General features: G+C 52.7%; 17 protein-coding genes. 10 read left to right on the forward strand and 7 right to left on the reverse strand.

Annotated elements, in window-relative coordinates; translation table 11 throughout:
• The first annotated feature begins 146 nt into the window (after window positions 1-146).
• Genes ETC05_RS06395 through ETC05_RS06405 form a run of 3 tightly spaced genes read left to right on the forward strand, consistent with a single transcriptional unit; the run spans window position 147 to window position 1,819 of the window.
• Complete coding sequence (locus ETC05_RS06395) at window positions 147-731, forward strand: Uma2 family endonuclease (protein ID WP_171660625.1); 585 nt, start codon at window positions 147-149, stop codon at window positions 729-731.
• 9 nt (window positions 732-740) lie between these two features.
• Complete coding sequence (locus tag ETC05_RS06400) at window positions 741-1,046, forward strand: 4a-hydroxytetrahydrobiopterin dehydratase (RefSeq protein WP_031409044.1); 306 nt, start codon at window positions 741-743, stop codon at window positions 1,044-1,046.
• Window positions 1,043-1,819, forward strand: a complete 777-nt coding sequence (locus ETC05_RS06405; RefSeq protein WP_171660626.1) for a 3-hydroxybutyrate dehydrogenase — start codon at window positions 1,043-1,045, stop codon at window positions 1,817-1,819. Before ETC05_RS06400 ends, ETC05_RS06405 begins: the two co-directional genes overlap by 4 nt.
• Before the next feature lie 219 nt (window positions 1,820-2,038).
• On the opposite strand, the gene ETC05_RS06410 is transcribed toward ETC05_RS06405, so the two are convergent.
• Window positions 2,039-2,566 carry a YceI family protein gene (locus tag ETC05_RS06410; protein ID WP_171660627.1) on the reverse strand — a complete coding sequence of 176 codons (528 nt, stop codon included), beginning with the start codon at window positions 2,564-2,566 and terminating at the stop codon, window positions 2,039-2,041.
• 163 nt (window positions 2,567-2,729) lie between these two features.
• Here ETC05_RS06410 and ETC05_RS06415 point away from each other — a divergent pair, with 163 nt between their 5' ends.
• From ETC05_RS06415 to ETC05_RS06430, 4 genes are all read left to right on the forward strand, one after another.
• The gene (locus tag ETC05_RS06415; protein ID WP_171660628.1) at window positions 2,730-3,587 is read left to right on the forward strand and encodes a MurR/RpiR family transcriptional regulator; all 858 of its coding nucleotides are present in this window, start codon (window positions 2,730-2,732) and stop codon (window positions 3,585-3,587) included.
• Window positions 3,588-3,721: 134 nt separating this feature from the next.
• Entirely contained in the window at window positions 3,722-4,609 is an 888-nt protein-coding gene (gene murQ / locus ETC05_RS06420) for an N-acetylmuramic acid 6-phosphate etherase (RefSeq protein ID WP_063165737.1), read from the forward strand.
• 24 nt (window positions 4,610-4,633) lie between these two features.
• Window positions 4,634-5,998: a PTS transporter subunit EIIC gene (locus ETC05_RS06425; protein WP_171660629.1), complete on the forward strand. Its 1,365-nt coding sequence runs from the start codon at window positions 4,634-4,636 to the stop codon at window positions 5,996-5,998.
• 12 nt (window positions 5,999-6,010) lie between these two features.
• On the forward strand, window positions 6,011-7,075 hold the full coding sequence (locus ETC05_RS06430; protein ID WP_171660630.1) for a MupG family TIM beta-alpha barrel fold protein: 1,065 nt from the start codon (window positions 6,011-6,013) through the stop codon (window positions 7,073-7,075).
• A 132-nt stretch (window positions 7,076-7,207) separates the two neighbouring features.
• Here ETC05_RS06430 and ETC05_RS06435 read toward each other — a convergent pair whose 3' ends face one another.
• From ETC05_RS06435 to ETC05_RS06460, 6 genes are all read right to left on the reverse strand, one after another.
• Complete coding sequence (locus tag ETC05_RS06435; protein WP_031409058.1) at window positions 7,208-8,113, reverse strand: response regulator; 906 nt, start codon at window positions 8,111-8,113, stop codon at window positions 7,208-7,210.
• Between the two features lie 38 nt (window positions 8,114-8,151).
• Complete coding sequence (locus ETC05_RS06440) at window positions 8,152-9,411, reverse strand: sensor histidine kinase (RefSeq protein ID WP_171660631.1); 1,260 nt, start codon at window positions 9,409-9,411, stop codon at window positions 8,152-8,154.
• A gap of 210 nt (window positions 9,412-9,621) precedes the next feature.
• Window positions 9,622-10,272: an amino acid ABC transporter permease gene (locus ETC05_RS06445; protein WP_031409061.1), complete on the reverse strand. Its 651-nt coding sequence runs from the start codon at window positions 10,270-10,272 to the stop codon at window positions 9,622-9,624.
• A gap of 16 nt (window positions 10,273-10,288) precedes the next feature.
• On the reverse strand, window positions 10,289-10,942 hold the full coding sequence (locus ETC05_RS06450; RefSeq protein WP_031409063.1) for an amino acid ABC transporter permease: 654 nt from the start codon (window positions 10,940-10,942) through the stop codon (window positions 10,289-10,291).
• Window positions 10,943-11,026: 84 nt separating this feature from the next.
• On the reverse strand, window positions 11,027-11,872 hold the full coding sequence (locus ETC05_RS06455) for a glutamate ABC transporter substrate-binding protein (RefSeq protein WP_031409065.1): 846 nt from the start codon (window positions 11,870-11,872) through the stop codon (window positions 11,027-11,029).
• 27 nt (window positions 11,873-11,899) lie between these two features.
• The gene (locus tag ETC05_RS06460) at window positions 11,900-12,628 is read right to left on the reverse strand and encodes an amino acid ABC transporter ATP-binding protein (protein ID WP_031409067.1); all 729 of its coding nucleotides are present in this window, start codon (window positions 12,626-12,628) and stop codon (window positions 11,900-11,902) included.
• A 453-nt stretch (window positions 12,629-13,081) separates the two neighbouring features.
• On the opposite strand from ETC05_RS06460, the gene ETC05_RS06465 reads away from it, so the two are divergent.
• From ETC05_RS06465 to ETC05_RS06475, 3 genes are all read left to right on the forward strand, one after another.
• Complete coding sequence (locus ETC05_RS06465; protein ID WP_171660632.1) at window positions 13,082-14,029, forward strand: aldo/keto reductase family protein; 948 nt, start codon at window positions 13,082-13,084, stop codon at window positions 14,027-14,029.
• A gap of 332 nt (window positions 14,030-14,361) precedes the next feature.
• Window positions 14,362-16,077, forward strand: a complete 1,716-nt coding sequence (locus ETC05_RS06470) for a sigma-54 interaction domain-containing protein (protein WP_171660633.1) — start codon at window positions 14,362-14,364, stop codon at window positions 16,075-16,077.
• A 251-nt stretch (window positions 16,078-16,328) separates the two neighbouring features.
• Window positions 16,329-17,516, forward strand: coding sequence for an iron-containing alcohol dehydrogenase (locus ETC05_RS06475; protein WP_171660634.1), 1,188 nt, complete (start codon window positions 16,329-16,331; stop codon window positions 17,514-17,516).
• Window positions 17,517-17,557: the final 41 nt, after the last annotated feature.

Raw genomic sequence — 17,557 nt, forward strand, 5'->3', positions numbered from 1 at the left:
ATCATCGATCAAGGCAAATAGGGATTTTTCACCAACCTTTTAGGGAGCAAGGGCTCATGAATGTTTTTTGCGGAGCAAGCTCTTAAGCTGTATGACGGCCGCGGATGTCCGATGGTATAATAAGGGTAAAGCAAGCGGATGGGGGAATGGACGTGAAGCCGACAGAGCGGCAAAAGAAACGGTATACGTATCAAGATTATGTCAAGTGGGACGGAAGGTGGGAGCTGATCAACGGCGTGCCCTACAACATGGCACCAGCTCCTTCATTTGTCCACCAGTCTATCGTCGGGGAATTGTATGTCGCTTTGCGGGCATTTTTTCGTGAAAAAGGATGCACGGTGGTCATGGCGCCATTTGATATACGCCTTGATGAGCAGGGGGACTATGAACAGGCGAAGCATGTCGTGCAACCAGATATCTGCGTCATTTGCGATCAAAGCCAAATTGGCAGCCGAGGCTGCGATGGTCCGCCTGACCTGGTAGTGGAAGTGCTTTCACCCAGTACAGCGTTGAAAGATCGAAATGAAAAGTATATGTTGTACGAACAGTTTGGCGTCAAGGAATATTGGATCGTCGATCCGCTGCATCGGACGGTGGAAGTGTACGGCCGTGGTGAGAAAGGGTACGAGAAGCGGAATGTCTTTGGCGAACGCGATGCCCTTGTCTCATTTTTGTTTGCGGAGTTGTCCATTCCATTGGCTGACGTATTTCAAAGTAATCATAGAGAGTGAGGGATCACAGTGCGGTTAACCGAAGAGGAAGTGCAAGCGCTGCTTGCCAAAGCAGACGGCTGGAAGCTCACCGACGAGCGGTGGATCGTGAAAAAATACCGCTTTCAAGACTACTTGCAAGGCATTGAGTTCGTCCGGCGAATCGCCGCCATTTCCGAAAACGCCAACCACCATCCGTTCATTTCCATCGACTACAAGTTGATCACGGTGAAGCTGTCTTCGTGGCGTGCGAAAGGGTTGACGACGCTCGATTTTGACTTGGCGAAGCAGTATGATGAGGTGTATGAGCAGATGAAGCAGGGGGAAGGGGAATGATGGTGCATCGCACAGCCCTCGTCACCGGAGCGGCGCGGGGGATCGGCTATGAAGTGGCAAAAGCGTTGGCAACCAACGGCGTGAACGTCGTGCTTGCTGACTTGAAGCAGGAAGAGGTGGAACGGGCGGCAGAGTCGTTGCGGCAGCTAGGTTGCGAGGCCGTCGGCGTCAAGTGTGATGTAACGGCGGAAGAAGAGGTGAAGCAAACGATCCATGAAACGGCCAAACGGTGGGGGCGTCTCGATATTGTCGTGAACAACGCCGGTTTGCAATATGTCGCCAATATCGAAGACTTTCCGACCGAGAAGTTTGAGCAGTTGATCCGCGTCATGCTCGTTGGGCCGTTTTTGGCCATTAAGCATGCGTTTCCGTTGATGAAGAAGCAGCGCTACGGCCGCATCATCAACATGGCGTCGATCAACGGATTGATCGGGTTTGCCGGAAAAGCCGCCTACAACAGCGCAAAACACGGGGTAATCGGCTTGACGAAAGTGGCGGCGCTAGAAGGGGCACCGTACGGGATTACGGTGAACGCGCTTTGTCCGGGGTATGTCGACACAGAACTCGTCCGCAATCAGCTCGCTGATTTGGCGGCGACAAGAAAGGTGCCGCTTGAGAAGGTGCTCGAGGAAGTCATTTACCCGCTCGTGCCGCAGCGTCGGCTCTTGTCCGTTGAAGAAGTCGCCCATTATGTTCTCTTTTTGGCAGGCGAACAAGCGAAAGGCGTCACTGGGCAGGCGGTCGTGATCGATGGCGGGTATACGGCGCAATGAGGCGAAACAAAATGTTGGCATCGCACAGCGGTTTCGTTTCAAAGCCGAAAAGGATTGACTCTGAAGGTGATCCGCCAGAACATGTGGTCGAAATGGTTTTGTGTGCGGCTTATTAGGAAAAGGGGATTCGCCTTCAATGCAGCATCGTGTTGTTCGATGTGTATATAGCCGCAAAAGAAGGTGTCCCGAGGCAACGGGACACCTTCTTCGTTGCGCCGCTCAGCTGAGGGCGAACTCAAAGCTGGCGTTGAGTTTTACCTCTTTTCCGACGAGGAATCCGCCTGTTTCGAGCGCGACGTTCCACACCAATCCGTAATCTTCACGATTGATCGTTCCTTCGACGTCAAAGCCGACGGTGATGCCGCCGGTAAGCGGGTTTTTCACTTGACCGTTGTATTCGACTTTGAACGTTTCCGTTCTCGTCACGCCGCGAATCGTCAGCTGTCCGGTCACTTCGTATTCAGTGTCGGACAGTTTGCGCACCGAGTCGCTGACAAACGTGATGGTCGGATAGTTCTCGACGTCGAAAAAGTCGGCCGAGCGGAGGTGGTTGTCGCGGTCGGTGTTTTTCGTATCGATTGAAGCGGCGTCAACCGTTACCTTTACTTTCAGCGACTCCAGTTCATTCACATCGCCTTGCACGTCGACGTCAAAGTTGGTAAATTCCCCTTTTGCTTTGGAAATCATCATATGCCGGACTTGAAAAGTGATCGAGCTGTGCGCTTTGTCAAGTTGGAATGTTGTCATTGTTCTCCCCCTCTTGGTTACTTCATCATTCCATCATTAATCATAGCAGATATATATCTTGAATTCAAACATTTTTTATTCAAGTTTTTTGTGGTGTAGAGTCCAAAGGGATATCCATGATAAGATGGAAATAGCAACAGTGGCCGGAAAGGATGGGACCATGATGAATGAAATAGGGATCTTAGCGAAAATCGAACAGCAGTTCGAGCAATTGTCACCGGCGGAACAAAAAGTGGCTGCCTATCTTCTTCGCCATGCGGAGCTGATTCCGACGATGACCACCAAAGAGTTGGCGCGGGCAGCTGATACAAGCGAGGCGAGTGTCGTTCGCTTTTGCAAGGCGATCGGCATCGGCAGCTTTCCGGGATTGAAGCTGGCGCTTGCCCGTGAGTTGGCGATGGCGGATATGAACATTAATGATTTTTCCATCATTGACAAGCCGAATGCGCCGTATGAGCTGTTTATGAAAGTGACCTATGTGAATAAGGCGGCCATTGAGGCGACGACGACAACACTCGATAAGCGCGAGTTAGAAAAAGCCGCTGAGGCGATGATCAAAGCCAAGAAGATGGTTTTTTACGGAGTAGGCGGCTCCGCGGCCGCAGCGGTGGACGCTAGTTATAAGTTTACGAAGCTTGGCTACATGGCAGCAACATCGCCTGATTTTCATACGATGCTGCCACTGGTGGCCCATTTGAAAGAAGGAGATGTGTTCGTGGCCATATCGACGTCAGGGCGGACGAAAGATGTATTGGAGATCGCCCGGTTTGCCAAAAAGCAGCAGGCGACGGTCATTGCCATTACAAAGCTTGATCCTTCATCACCGTTATATAAGGAAGCGGATATTCGACTTGCGCTGCCGGATGTTGAGCAAGATCATCGCATTGGCAGTATGGCATCGAGAATGGTGCAGCTCAACGTGATCGATGCCTTGTATTTGATTACGTTCCATCGGGTGGGAAGCCGGGTCATTGAACGATTTCATCAAACAAGAGAAGAAGTGGTGCGGTTGCGGAGGTAAAGCGGGCCTGAGACGGGCCCGCTTTTTTTGTGGGAATGTTTCAAACAAAAAAGAATAGATTGATATTTTATTTCATAAATTTATAATATAATTATGAAATATAATTTCTTAAAACGTGCAAAGAGGTGACAAAATTGCTTGAACATCTCGCGACAGAACAACGAAACGAAAAAACGAAACATTTGGATGAAATGACGACAAAAGAAATTTTGCACGTCATGAACGAGGAAGATCAGGCCGCGGTTGCCGCAGTAGCTGAGCAACTTGATTGTATTGAAAAAGTCGTCCATCTTGTCATCGCCGCATTTCGGCGCGGCGGGCGGTTGATTTACGTCGGGGCGGGGACGAGCGGCCGGCTCGGATTGCTTGATGCGGTCGAATGCCCGCCGACATTTGGAACTGAACCGTCCATGGTGCAGGCGGTCCTTGCCGGAGGACCGGAAGCGATTGCGAAGGCGGTGGAAGGAGCGGAAGATGATGAAGAGGCTGCTGTTCGCGATTTACAGGCAGTCGGCTTGACGGAAAACGATGTTGTCATCGGCATTGCAGCAAGCGGCCGAACGCCATATGTGGTCAGCGCCCTTCGTTATGCCAAACAAATCGGGGCATCGACCGGAAGCATCGCCTGCAATAAAGGAGCCGCCATCAGTCAGTATGCCGATGCGGCGGTGGAAATCGAAACAGGGCCGGAAGTGTTGGCTGGTTCAACGAGGTTAAAAGCTGGGACAGCGCAAAAAATGGTGCTCAACATGATTTCTACGGCAGCGATGGTCGGTATTGGCAAAGTGTATGGGAACTGGATGGTCGATGTACAGGCGACAAATGAAAAGTTAAAAGAGCGGGCAAAGCGCATTTTAATAGAGGCGACAGGAGTCAGCGCCGAAGAGGCGTCCCACTATTATGAACAGGCCAAAGGGGAGGTGAAAACGGCGATCGTGATGATTTTGCGCCAATGCGGTTATGAAGAGGCAAAAAAACGACTGCAACAAGCAAAGGGGTTTGTGCGTAAAGCGCTTGAATAACGAAATAAGGGGGAGAGAACGATCATGACTCGAGAACAACAAATAGCAATATCGATACTTCAGTACGTTGGGGGAAAAGAAAACATCATCCGCATTGCCCATTGCATGACGCGGGTGCGCGTGTCACTGCGCGATCCGGGCAAAGCGAACATTGACGCCTTAAAACAGATCGAAGGGGTCATGGGAGTCATAGAGGATGAGACTTTGCAAATTGTCGTTGGCCCTGGTGTTGTCAATAAAGTGGCGGCTGCGCTATGCGAACTTACCGGTCTAGAACTTGGGGAAGTGATCGAAAATGAGGCTGAGGATATTGCGGAGCGGACAAAAGCAAAGGTGAAAGCGCGTCAGCAAACGCCGCTAAAGCGGTTGCTTCGCAAAATCGGCAGCATCTTCATCCCGCTCATTCCCGGGTTGGTGGCGTCAGGGATTATTAACGGAATCGCCAACTTTGCGAAAAACGCCGGCGTTGATCCGCAGACGACGTGGCTGCAGCTGTTGTTGTTGATAGGCGGGGGGATTTTTGCCTCACTTGGCGTGTTAGTCGGATATAATACAGCGAAAGAGTTTGGCGGCACTCCTGTATTAGGGGCGATTGCCGGTATTCTCGTCTTCAACCCGGCATTGGCTGATATAAAGCTATTTGGGGAAGCGCTTACACCTGGGAGGGGAGGACTGTTTGCCGTTTTGCTTGCCGCTTGGCTCATGGCGGCGGTCGAAAAACGGGTGCGTTCGTTTGTGCCGAATGCGGTCGACATTATCGTCACGCCGCTTATCACCGTGTTAATCGTCTGTCTGTTTACCTTGATCGCCGTGCAGCCGCTTGCCGGTTGGTTGTCGTTAGCGATTACAAGCGGGCTGAAAGCGGTGCTTGACATCGGCGGAGTAGTCGCGGGTGCTGTGTTGGCCGGAACGTTTTTGCCGCTCGTGATGGTCGGACTGCATCACGGATTAACCCCGATTCATATGGAGTTGATTCAAAAATTGGGCTCGACGCCGCTACTGCCGGTATTGGCGATGGCCGGAGCTGGTCAAGTCGGGGCGGCGATCGCCGTGTATGTCAAAACAAAAAACGAGCGGCTTCGCAACATTATCAAAGGGGCGTTGCCGGTTGGATTTTTAGGCATCGGGGAGCCGCTGTTGTACGGGGTGACATTGCCGCTTGGGCGGCCGTTTGTTACCGCGTGTCTTGGGGCGGCGGTCGGCGGTGCATTTCAAGCGGTGATGAAAACAGCGGCGCTTGGCATTGGCGTATCCGGGCTGTCACTCATCCCGCTTATTGCCGATGGAAAGTATGTGATTTATTTCATTGGACTCGTCATTTCGTACACGTTTGGCTTCCTATTTACGTATTGGTTCGGGTTTAAAGAAGAAATGGCCGCGCATATTTAGTGGGGGATGATAATGCTTTCTTTTTCGTTTTATCTTTTTCAGCCGCTCGAGCAAATTGAAGACATCTTTCGGCTTGCAGCGCAGCTTGGGGCGAAACAATTGTTCACCTCATTGCGTGTTTCAAAAGGCCAAGAGCTTAGGGAGCGAAAAAAGCTTGATCATATCGGCCAGTTTGCTTCCCGCTATGGCATTGGGGTCGTGGCTGATGCCACCCCCGCCGTCATAGCACGTCTGTCAGCTGATGCCGACATCACAACGGTGCTCGGGCGTTGGGGGATTGTCGGGCTGCGGTTGGATGACGGTTTTTCTATGAAAGAAGCCGCTTCGTTGTCCAAACAAATGAGTGTCGTGTTGAACGCAAGCACGGTGACAGAACGAGAATGTAAGGAGCTAGCCTCTTATCAAGCGGACGAATCCAATGTGGAAGCATGGCATAATTTTTATCCGCGACCGGAGACAGGTTTGGGAGGGGAGACGATGCTAGCGCAAAATCAATTGTTGCGCCGGTATGGCATCGAGACGATCGGTGCGTTTATCCCTGGGGATGCGAAAAAACGAAGTCCTCTCTATGAAGGGCTGCCGACATTAGAAGCACATCGGAACGCCGATCCGGTTTATGCTTATATTGAACTTACGGAAACCTATGGCGTGAATAAGGTGTTCGTCGGTGACCTCGCCGTGTCGGATGGGGTGCTTAAGCGCATAGATTGGGTGCGGTCAGATGTCATTCCTATCCGCTACCGGCCGATTGTCCGAGCGGGTTGGTTGGCTTTGGTCGAAACGATGCATACGAACCGGCGCGATGCGGCTCGCGATGTGATTCGTTCCGTTGAATCGCGCTGCTCCATTGCATGGCCGCAGGAAGCGTTGCAGCCTCTCCCCCCGGTGCCGCGTCGGGCAGGCCGCATCACGATCGATAACGAACGTTATGGCCGGTACGCCGGTGAACTGCAAATGACTTTGGTTGACCTCCCGCCCGATGACAGAGTCAATGTGATCGGTGAGGTGATCGAGGAAGATGTATCGCTGCTTCGCTTCGTTCATGGCGGCCGCCGCTTTTGTCTCATTCGTTGGTAGCAGGAAGACTCCATCGGTTGCTAGCGTGATGAAGATATAGAGAGGTGGCTGCCTGATTCTTTGTCGCGCCTAGGGGCAACGAGAGCAAGCCCATGGCCTGCCCTCGAACTTGAAAAGGCGTATCATCACCCTCTAGATTCGTTTCAGTTCGAGAAAAAAAGCGGTTAAAAACTTGCGCACATTCATCCGGCATTCCGTCTCGTTCTGGCCTCGCTCGAGTTCTTTCATGCGCCGGCGGATGTCCGCAAAATCAAACAGTCTTGGCGCGAAATGCTCAAACGTCGGATTGGTGTAATCGGTGAGGCCGAGGGAGGCGAGATGGGTGAACGCCTGCAAGACAAGCCGACGGATGCGCTGTTCCATCGCTCGCGCTTCTTTGCTTGTTTCCGCAGGCGACAGGCCATATTCCCGCCTAACGAGTTCCGCGTACAGCTCTTTCAACGGTGGCAGTTCCCGCACCGGACGGCCTTTTGCTTCCTGTTCGGCCAGCCAACGCATCACAAGAAGCACATCCGCGCTGCCCGCCTCGCCGGCGACGCCAAGAAGAAGGAGAAGCTGCTCGGCCTGCTGTTCAATGGCGGCTTGGTTCGGAATGGATTCACGAGCGGCCGACGGCGGCTCAAGACCTTTCAGCACTTGGCGGATCGACTCAAGCGAACGGATGGCTGACATATGATCGGCGACCCGCTTGAGCACTGACAGCACTTCGTAGCGGTTGATCGGTTTTTGAATGTACGTGTCGATGCCTTGCAAATAGGCTTGGCCGATCATTTCTTTGTTTTCGACTTGAGAAATCATGATAAAGGTTCCGGCAAATCCTTCTTCCCGCAGCGCCTTGATCGTTTGAATGCCGTCGCGCCCCGGCATGAGTAAATCGATGAGCACGACATCGACGTCAAGCAAATCGGCGGTGCGGACGTTGAAGCCGTCCTCAGCGAAGCCGACCACCTCTCCGAGCCCCGATTCATGGATTAACTTTTCCAGCATCTTTCGGACTGCCGGGTCGTCTTCGATGAGAAAAAAACGAAGTCCTCCCATCCCTTTGTTCTCCCCTTTCTTGATGGTGCCGCGGCCATTCAAACAAGATGTGCCCCTTGCGGCGGTACAGGTGGACGCTCGTTCTGAAAGGCATCGGTTTGCGCCTGCAGCAGGCGGGACGTCGGAACAACGAGGCGAAAGACGGTCTGGCCGGGTTCGCTTTTGACGAGCTGCAGATGACCGCCGAGCGCCTGGGCGATGTCACGGGCATGGGTCAGTCCAATTCCTGTTGATGGATTGCCTTGGCGGTCGTATTTCGTCGTAAAGCCTGGTTGGAAAATCCAGGCGATATCATCAGCGGAGATGCCAGGGCCGTCATCTTCCACTTCGATGACCAACCCGTTTCCTTCCAAGCGCGCCCGCAGCTCGACCGCTCCGTTTTTGCGAATGGCTTCGACCGCATTGGACACCAAATTGTTCAATACGGAAAGCAGTGGATAGAGCTGATCAGTGGCCAAGTCGATCTGTCCGTGATAGGAAAACGTGATCGCTTTTCCAGACAGGCTGGCGTATTTTTCGTTGGCGCGAATCACCATCGCGCACAATTCAGCGATGGGAATGCGCCCCCTTCCTGACTGGCGGCCGATCAGTTTGGACAGACCGGCGAAAATGCGCTGCATATCTTTTTTTGCTTCATGAATATGTTCGGCAAGGTCGAGAGCGATGCGCGGTTCAACCGGTTTGCCTTCCACAAGGCGCGAGTAAAGATCATAACTTTGGCGCGTCATGTCTTCCATGAGCGCCATCGATTTTTGCAAGTAAAACATCTCTTCGTAAAGCCCGCTGTTGACCATCATCAGCCGCTCAAGCTCTTCTTTTCTTGCCTCGGCCAGAGAGCGGACATGTTTGGTCATCCACATATTGTAAACGCCAATGACACAAAAACTGCGCAAAATGGCAAACAGCGACAGCACGACGAGCATGTGGCCGCTAAACGGGAACGATTCTCCCATTCCATAGCGAATGGCAAGCTCGCAGCCGTTGGCGAGAAAGTCCAGCGCGGCTCCCATCACTCCCGCGCGGATGGGCGCCGCCATTTGCCGGCGAAAGTGAACCATGGCCGCCATAGCCGCAAAGCTGATGTAATATCCGGCGGCCGGAAGGTGAGTCCATAGGCTTTCTGATGCGGATGGCTCCCCCGTTAAGGCGTCGAGAAAAACGCGAAACCCGACGACCACCGCTCCGGTGCTTGCGCCGATGACAAGCGGGGGAAGGGAAGAAAAGGCGACCAGCCCAAGAACAAAAACGGCGCTGCCGAGCGAGACGCGAAACGGGCTGTCAAACGGGTTCATTTTCATTTCGCCCAGAAACGCGGTCGCCGAAAGCAAAAGCAAAAGAAGCCAAACAGGTTCTTTTTTCGCGAGTGTCAGTGGATGTCACCGCCTTTGTGAAAGTCATGGCCTAGTTTGCAACTCTATTATATAACAGAAAAGCGAAAACAACGGCCTTTTTTAAAAGATAGCAAGAAAAAACCGTATGCCCCAGCTGAAGAAGGGGATACGGTTCTATCACCGCTGGCGGTATTCCAACCGCCGCGAGACGAGTGACAGCGAATAGTTGACGATAAAATACATGAACGCAACGAGAATAAAAATCGGAATGACGAAATTGACGTTGCGCCCGTTAATGATTTGCGCATGGTTCATCAATTCGGGCAAGGAGATGACAATGGCCAGCGATGTATCTTTTAATAAGGAAATAAACTGGCTGACGATCGGCGGCACCATGCGTCGCAACGCTTGCGGCAAAATGATGTACCATAACGTCTGCCCATACGTAAGCCCCGATGAACGCGCCGCCTCGATTTGCCCTTTATCGATCGACTGCAGGCCGCTGCGGACAATTTCTGACAACATGGCCGATTCAAAAATGACCAAGGCCGAAATGGCTGCGTATAGTTTATCGAGCTTCAAGCCGACTTCCGGAAGGGCGAAATACGTAAAGAAAATGATCAAGAGCAGCGGCAAATTCCGGATTGTTTCGACCAGCACGGCGAGCAGTTGAGAAAGCACCGGGATTTTTGTGTAGCGAATGACCCCGATGATAATGCCGAAGATAAAACTTAAAGCAATGGAAATGAACGCCACTTCCAATGTGACGAGAAACCCTTGAAGCAAAAACTTCAAATGGGCGGGCGTGTAGGCACCGGCAAAATCCATGATGCACCCTCCTTTCCTACCGCGCCTTGAGCAGCCGGCGTTCTAAGTAGCCGACACCAAGGCTGAGCGGGATCGTTAAGACGAGGTAAAACAAGGCGACGAAAATATAGACGTCAAAGGTGACGAACGTTTTCGAGGAAATGAGATCGCCGAAATACATCAAATCAAGCCCGGCAATGACGCCAAGAACGGACGAATTTTTTACTAAATTGATGAACTGATTGCCAAGCGGCGGAATGACGATTTTCACCGCCTGCGGCAAGATGACGTAACGCATCGCCTGCAAATAGGTCAACCCGGACGAGCGCGCCGCTTCCATTTGTCCTTTCGGCACTGCTTGGATGCCCGAGCGGATCGCTTCAGCGATAAAGGCGGCCGTATACACCATCAGCCCGAGCGTTCCGGCGGTAAACGAGTCAAAGCGAATGCCGATGGCGGGCAAGCCCATAAAAAAAACGAAAACGATTAAGACAAGCGGAATGTTGCGGATGAATTCTACGTACGCCGTTCCGATCCAATTGAGCGGACGAATCGGCGCGATGCGGAAAATGGCGATGATGGTCCCAAGGGCCAAGCTGCCGATGAGAGCCAGCACGCTGGCTAAAATCGTATGGCCAAATCCTTGCATATACAAATCCCAATGTTCAACCAAAATGGAAAAGCGCAGCACGGCGATCAGCCTCCTTTCTTCGCTGAATGAAGGGCTTTGGGCAAACAGGTGGGCGGATGCGTTCCGCCCACCGTGTTTCGCCTGTCATTGTTGCGGTTTTTTGCCGATCCATTTTTCGTAGATCTTATCGTATTCGCCGTTTTCTTTAATTTCTTTTAAGTATTCATTGATGACTTGCAGCAGTTCTTTGTCCCCTTTGCGGACGGCGATGCCGTACGGCTCTTCGGTGAACGTTTCATCAAGGACGCGGTAGTTCGGGTCTTGTTTCGCCATCCCCCAAAGCAGCGCGTTGTCCGTTGTCAGCGCATCGCCTTGGCCGGCTTTTAACGCGGTAAACGCTTCCGCGTAGTTTTCAAATTCAAGCACGTTGACTTGCGGCGCGACTTTGCGGATGTTTTCCGCCGATGTCGAACCTTTCGCCGTCAGAACGGTCATGCCTTTTTTCAAGTCTTTCACGCTGTTGATCGGGCTGTCTTTTTTGACAAGCAGCGATTGCCCAGCCATAAAGTACACATCCGAGAAATCCACTTCTTTTTTCCGTTCCTCGGTGATCGTCATGGTGGCGATAATGGCGTCAATTTCCCCGTTGTTCAGCATCGGGATGCGCGTTTTGGATGTCACTTCTTTCAATTCAATTTTGTTTTCATCGCCGAGAATTTTTTTCGCCAACCCTTTGGCAATATCGATATCAAATCCTTCCACTTTGCCGGTTTCCGGATTTTTCAATCCAAATAAGTTCAAATCGTATTTGACGCCAACAACAAGTTTGCCGCGTTGTTTAATTTTTTCAAGCGTATTGGTCGCTTTCGCCGTTTCTGACGATGTTCCGCCTTCTCCTTTGTCCGTCGTGCTGCAGCCTGTCAAGGCGACAGCGCTCAATAAGGCCGTTAAGGCGACGGTAATCCACCATTTCCATGCTTTCTTTCTCATGAGAAAACCCCCTTTGATTGACCGGAATTAATGGTTTAAAATGCGGCTTAAAAAGACACGCGCCCGTTCCTCTTTCGGGGCCGCGAAAAACTCCTCAGGCGGCGCTTCCTCTAAAATGCGCCCTTGATCCATAAAGACGATGCGATCGGCCACCTCGCGGGCAAACCCCATCTCATGGGTGACGACAACCATCGTCATCCCTTCTTTCGCCAGTTGCTTCATGACATCCAACACTTCGCCGATCGTTTCCGGGTCAAGCGCCGATGTCGGTTCGTCAAACAGCATGATTTTCGGTTTCATCGCCAATCCGCGGGCGATGGCGACGCGCTGCTGCTGGCCGCCGGAGAGCGCGGACGGGTAAGCGTTTGCTTTATCTGGAATGCCGACTTTTTCGAGATAATACATGGCGATGTCATTGGCCTCTTTTTCCGACATGCCGAGCACTTTGCGCGGCGCCAACGTGATGTTTTGCAAGACGGTCATATGCGGGTATAAGTTGAAATGTTGGAACACCATGCCGATATTGCGCCGCAGTTCATTGATGTTGATCTGTTTGTCATTCACTTTGACGCCGTCAACGATCAACTCGCCGCTTGAGATCGTCTCGAGCCGGTTGATGCAGCGCACAAGCGTGCTTTTGCCTGAGCCGGATGGCCCGATGATGACGACGACTTCTCCTTGGTTGATCGTCAAGTTAATGTCTTTGAGCACATGAAAATCGCCGTAGTATTTGTTGACCTGGTGGAAATAAATCAATATCCCCCCTCCTTTGTGACAAATTTGTGAACGTTTTTCGAATTCATTGTAAATATGCGTCTACGAAAATCTACGGAAATCTACAAAAAATTTTGCTTGTTTGCAAAAAATCATCGATTCCAACACTTGTGAGTGAAACGGGAACAGGGTTCATCACCACAACATGTACTTGACAGACGGTACACTTCTCTGAACAAGTGTATGCAAAAAATGATTTGTTTCCTGTTCTTTTTTGGATAAAGGTATGTTATGAAAAAATCAAGTACAACTTTTGGTGAGGAGTCGGGAGCAGGCTGTCTTTCCAATGTCTGGGCGGAAGGCAGGGCCGTTTTTGCATCCTGGGGATTGTTTGGAATAGTCAGGCAAATTTCTTGGCGATCAAGCGGTCGAGGAGTATAATCAAATTGTCAACCATTTGACATTGGTGCCATTCATAAGGAGAGGGGAAGGAAAATGAAGTATCGCAAACTCGGCCGCACCGGGCTTAAGGTGAGCGAAATCAGTTTAGGCAGTTGGCTTACATACGGCAATTCCGTAGAAAGAGAAACCGCCATTCGCGTCATTGACAAAGCGTATGAGTTGGGCATCAACTCGTTTGACACGGCGAACGTGTATGCGCGCGGAGAAGCGGAAAAAATCGTCGGCGAGGCGCTCCGCAAATATCCGCGCGAGTCGTACGTCATCGCGACGAAAGTGTTTTGGCCGATGGGCGACGGCCCGAACGACCGCGGTCTGTCGCGCAAGCATGTGTTTGAGCAGCTCCATGCGAGCTTAAAGCGGCTGCAACTGGATTATGTTGATATCTACTATTGCCACCGCTATGACAAAGAGACGCCCGTCGATGAAACGCTGCGCACGATCGACGACCTCGTCCGCCAAGGGAAAGTGCTTTATGTCGGCGTCAGCGAATGGACAGCCCAGCAAATTCAAGAAGCGCTCGGCGTAGCCGATCGCTATCTGCTTGATCGGATCGTCGTCAACCAGCCGCAATACAACATGTTTCACCGCTACATCGAAAAAGAAGTCATCCCGGTGTGCGAACAAAACGGCATCAGCCAAATCGTCTTCTCGCCGCTCGCTCAAGGGGTGCTGACCGGCAAGTACAAACGCGGTCAAGCGCTGCCGGCTGGCAGCCGCGCCGCCGATCCGAAAGCGAACACGTTCATCCAAGGATTGCTCAATGACGAAGTGTTAATGAAAGTGGAACGGTTGGAAAAGATCGCTGCTGAGCTCGGCGTGACGTTGTCGCAGCTTGCCCTCGCTTGGGTGCTGCGCCAGCCGAACGTCGCCAGCGCCTTAATCGGCGCCAGTCGCCCGGAACAAGTAGAAGAAAACGTCAAGGCGGTCGATGTCGTGCTGAGTGACGAAGTGCTTGAGAAAATCGAGGCGATTTTAGCGTAACGGGAATGCGGAGACAGGCCAGTGAGGCGCCTGTCTCCGTTTTTTTGGGCGAGTGGAGTGCATTCGCTTTCCCAACTGACAGCTGTTTTTTCAGCATGATTTTCAAGGAAAAGATCCATGGGCAGCTGTTTCCCCTCCACTCAGGGATGAACATCACGGCTTGCCGGCTTGCGGTTTTCACGAAAAAAAGGTCCATGGGTAGCGCGGTCCGCTCTCGACACGGAGATGAAAATGACTGCTTGCTGACGGGATTTTCACGAAAAAAAACAGAAGGATTTTTTGAGGCCAGTAGCGAACGGTACGTGAAAAGGGAACAGGGAAGGGGGATCACGATGACGGTGGGTCATGGCGCATCAGTGACCCTTGGCCGCCATCAAACGTTGCAGCAGGCGGCTCAGTTGCTGGCGGCGCACGGGATGGACGCCGTTGATGTCGTCGATGAATGCGGGGGCTCGGTCGGCCGATGCACGTGGCGGATGCTGCTATGGGCGGTGGCGCATGGAATGGATCGCATGATGACAGTGGAAGATGTATTGGCGGCATTTTCGATCGAGGGCGGGACGGAGCCGAAAGAGGACGGCACGGAAGCACCCGACGCCAAAGAGGATTCAAGGGCAACGGCCGAGCTTGAACGACTGCGGCGTGAGTTGGAAGAAACACACCGCTTGGCGGAAACGATGAAAACGGTGCTGGATGCGGCGTATGAAGGGGTCGTCGTCGTTGATGGAGATGGCGTCGTTCGGGAAATCAACCGGGCGTACTGCCAGTTCCTCGGCATCCGCCGAGAAGACGCGATCGGCAAGCATGTGACAGAAGTGATCGAAAATACCCGTTTGCATATTTGTGTGCAATCCGGCATTCCAGAGCGCGGATATATTCAAAAAATTTACGGCCAGCCGATGGTCGTGCATCGCATTCCGATTTGGCGTGACGGCAAAGTCATCGGGGCGATCGGCATGCTGATTTTCCAAGGGGTGTCGGAAGTATATGAAATTTTTCGGCGCCTGCAAGAGCTGTCGCGCGAGGCAAGCCGTAAGGAACAAAACAAAGCGTCGGCGTCAAGCCAAGAGGGGACGGCGCCTGCCGTTAGCGGGGTTGCACGCATCATCGGCCGCCATCCGACGATCGTTGCGGTGAAACAAATGATTCAGCGGGCGGCGCGTGTGCCGTCGACCGTGCTCATTACCGGCGAAAGCGGAACGGGGAAAGAGATTGCGGCGCGAGCGATCCATGAGGGGGGTCCGCGTGCGGACGGGCCGTTTGTCAGTATCAACTGCGCCGCCATCCCGGAAGCGCTTTTGGAAGCAGAACTGTTTGGCTATGAGGACGGAGCGTTCACCGGTGCGAGAAAAGGGGGGAAACCGGGCAAGTTTCAGCTTGCCCATGGGGGGACGCTGTTTTTAGATGAAATCGGTGATATGCCGCTTGCGATGCAGGCGAAGATGTTGCGCGTGCTTGAGGAAAAGAAAGTGGAAAAAGTGGGCGGGATATCGGGGACAGAGGTGGACGTGCGCATCATTGCCGCGACGAACAAGCCGCTCGAGGAGATGGTGCGGGGCGGAACGTTCCGGGAAGATTTGTTTTACCGCCTGAACATTATCCGCATCCACCTCCCGCCGTTGCGTGAGCGGAAGTCGGATATCCCCGCCCTCATCGCGCATCATATGGAACGGCTTTGCCAGCAGTATGGGGTTCGGGGGAAATCTTTTTCAAAAGAGGCGATGGAGGTGTTGGTCAGCTATTCATGGCCAGGCAACATTCGCGAGCTGGTCAATGTCATCGAGTGGCTCATTAGTATGGTGGAAGGGGAGAAGATTGAGCGCGAACATTTGCCTGCCTATTTGTCCGCCATTCAGCCGATGGCGGCATCTATGCAATATGGCGGTGTGAACATCGCCGACCGGTGGAAAGAAATGGTCTACCAATCCGAACGCGAACGCATCGCTGCCGCCCTTGTCGCGGCGAACGGCAATAAGGCGGAAGCAGCGAGGAGACTCGGCATTCACCGATCTACATTATATGAGAAATTAAAAAAGTATGGATTTTGAGCGTTCTCCGCTGAGAAGGGGGGTTCTCGGTCCATGATGATCAACAACGGCAGACGGGCCGTTGTTTTTTTGTTGAGGGGAAAAGGGTGTTGGGAGAATGTCGGATAATGTAGGGGATGTGTAGGTAAAGTGTGGGGGGGATTCCGTTAAGGAGATGGAAAATTCCTAATCATAACACGTTTCTAGTTTGGCATAAAGTTTGCATATAGAAGATATTGAAAACGATATCAAAGGAAGAGGGAGGCGGAACAATGTACGAGCTGTTGGTGCCGAACCGGGTTATTTATGGGTGCGAAACGTTTCATGAAGTCGGCCGGCAAGCGAAAGCGCTCGGGTCGAAAGCGTTCATTGTCAGCGATCCGGTGATGGAGAACATCGGCCTTGTCGCCCGCTGCGAACACTATTTGCAGGAAGCGGGGGTGCCATTTGCCAAGTATACAGGGGTCGACAAAGAACCGACGGATGTTCATGTAAAAGAAGCGCTTGACGTCTGCCGGAGCGAACGATGTGACGTCATCATCGCGGTTGGCGGCGGCAGCAGCATCGATGCCGCGAAGGCGGTGACAGTGATGATGACGAATGAGGGAACGATCAGCGACTATGTTGGCAACGCTAGGATGTTCACGAAAAAACCAGTACCGCTCATCGCCATTCCGACGACGGCCGGCACCGGTTCCGAAGTGACGAAAGTGACGGTCATTATTGATACGAAGACAGACGTCAAAATGATGATTTCCCAGCCGGCGCTCCTTCCGGCCGTGGCGATCGTTGACCCGCTTCTTACTGTCTCATGCCCGCCATCCGTCACCGCGGCAACCGGTGTCGATGCGCTTTGCCACGCGATCGAGGCGTATATTTCCCGACGAGCCCATCCGGTGACCGATGTGTTGGCGCTATCCGCCATTGAGGCGATCATCGGTCATTTGCGCCGGGCGTATGAAAACGGTCAAGACATCGAAGCGCGGGAGAAAATGGCGATCGCGGCGATGAAGGCCGGCATGGCGTTCTCGAACGCCTCGGTGACGCTTGTGCACGGCATGTCGCGGCCGATCGGCGCGCTTTTCCACGTGCCGCACGGCGTGTCCAATGCGATGCTGTTGCCAGGGGTGCTTGAATTTACAAAAGACAGCGCCACAGAACGGTTGGCGGTGGTCGCCCGGCTCATCAACCCGCAGCTGAAGGACGTTTCTGATGCCGAAGCGGCCGATGCGCTCGTTGAAGAAGTGAAACAGCTTTGCCGTGATTTGCACATCCCGAATATGAAAACATGGGGCATTGACAAAGCGGCATTCGACAAAGCGGTCGATAAAATGGCGGCTGACGCGCTGGCAAGCGGCAGTCCCGCAAATAACCCGAAAGTGCCGACGCATGGGGAAATTGTGGCATTGTACCATTATTGTTACGACTATCAGTACAACACTAAAACCGTCAGTTCGTGAATCAGACGACGGGGATGGCGATTGCAGAATGCATGGCAGCG

It is taken from the genome of Geobacillus sp. BMUD, from assembly GCF_013096845.1.
Taxonomy (GTDB): Bacteria; Bacillota; Bacilli; order Bacillales; family Anoxybacillaceae; genus Geobacillus; species Geobacillus vulcani.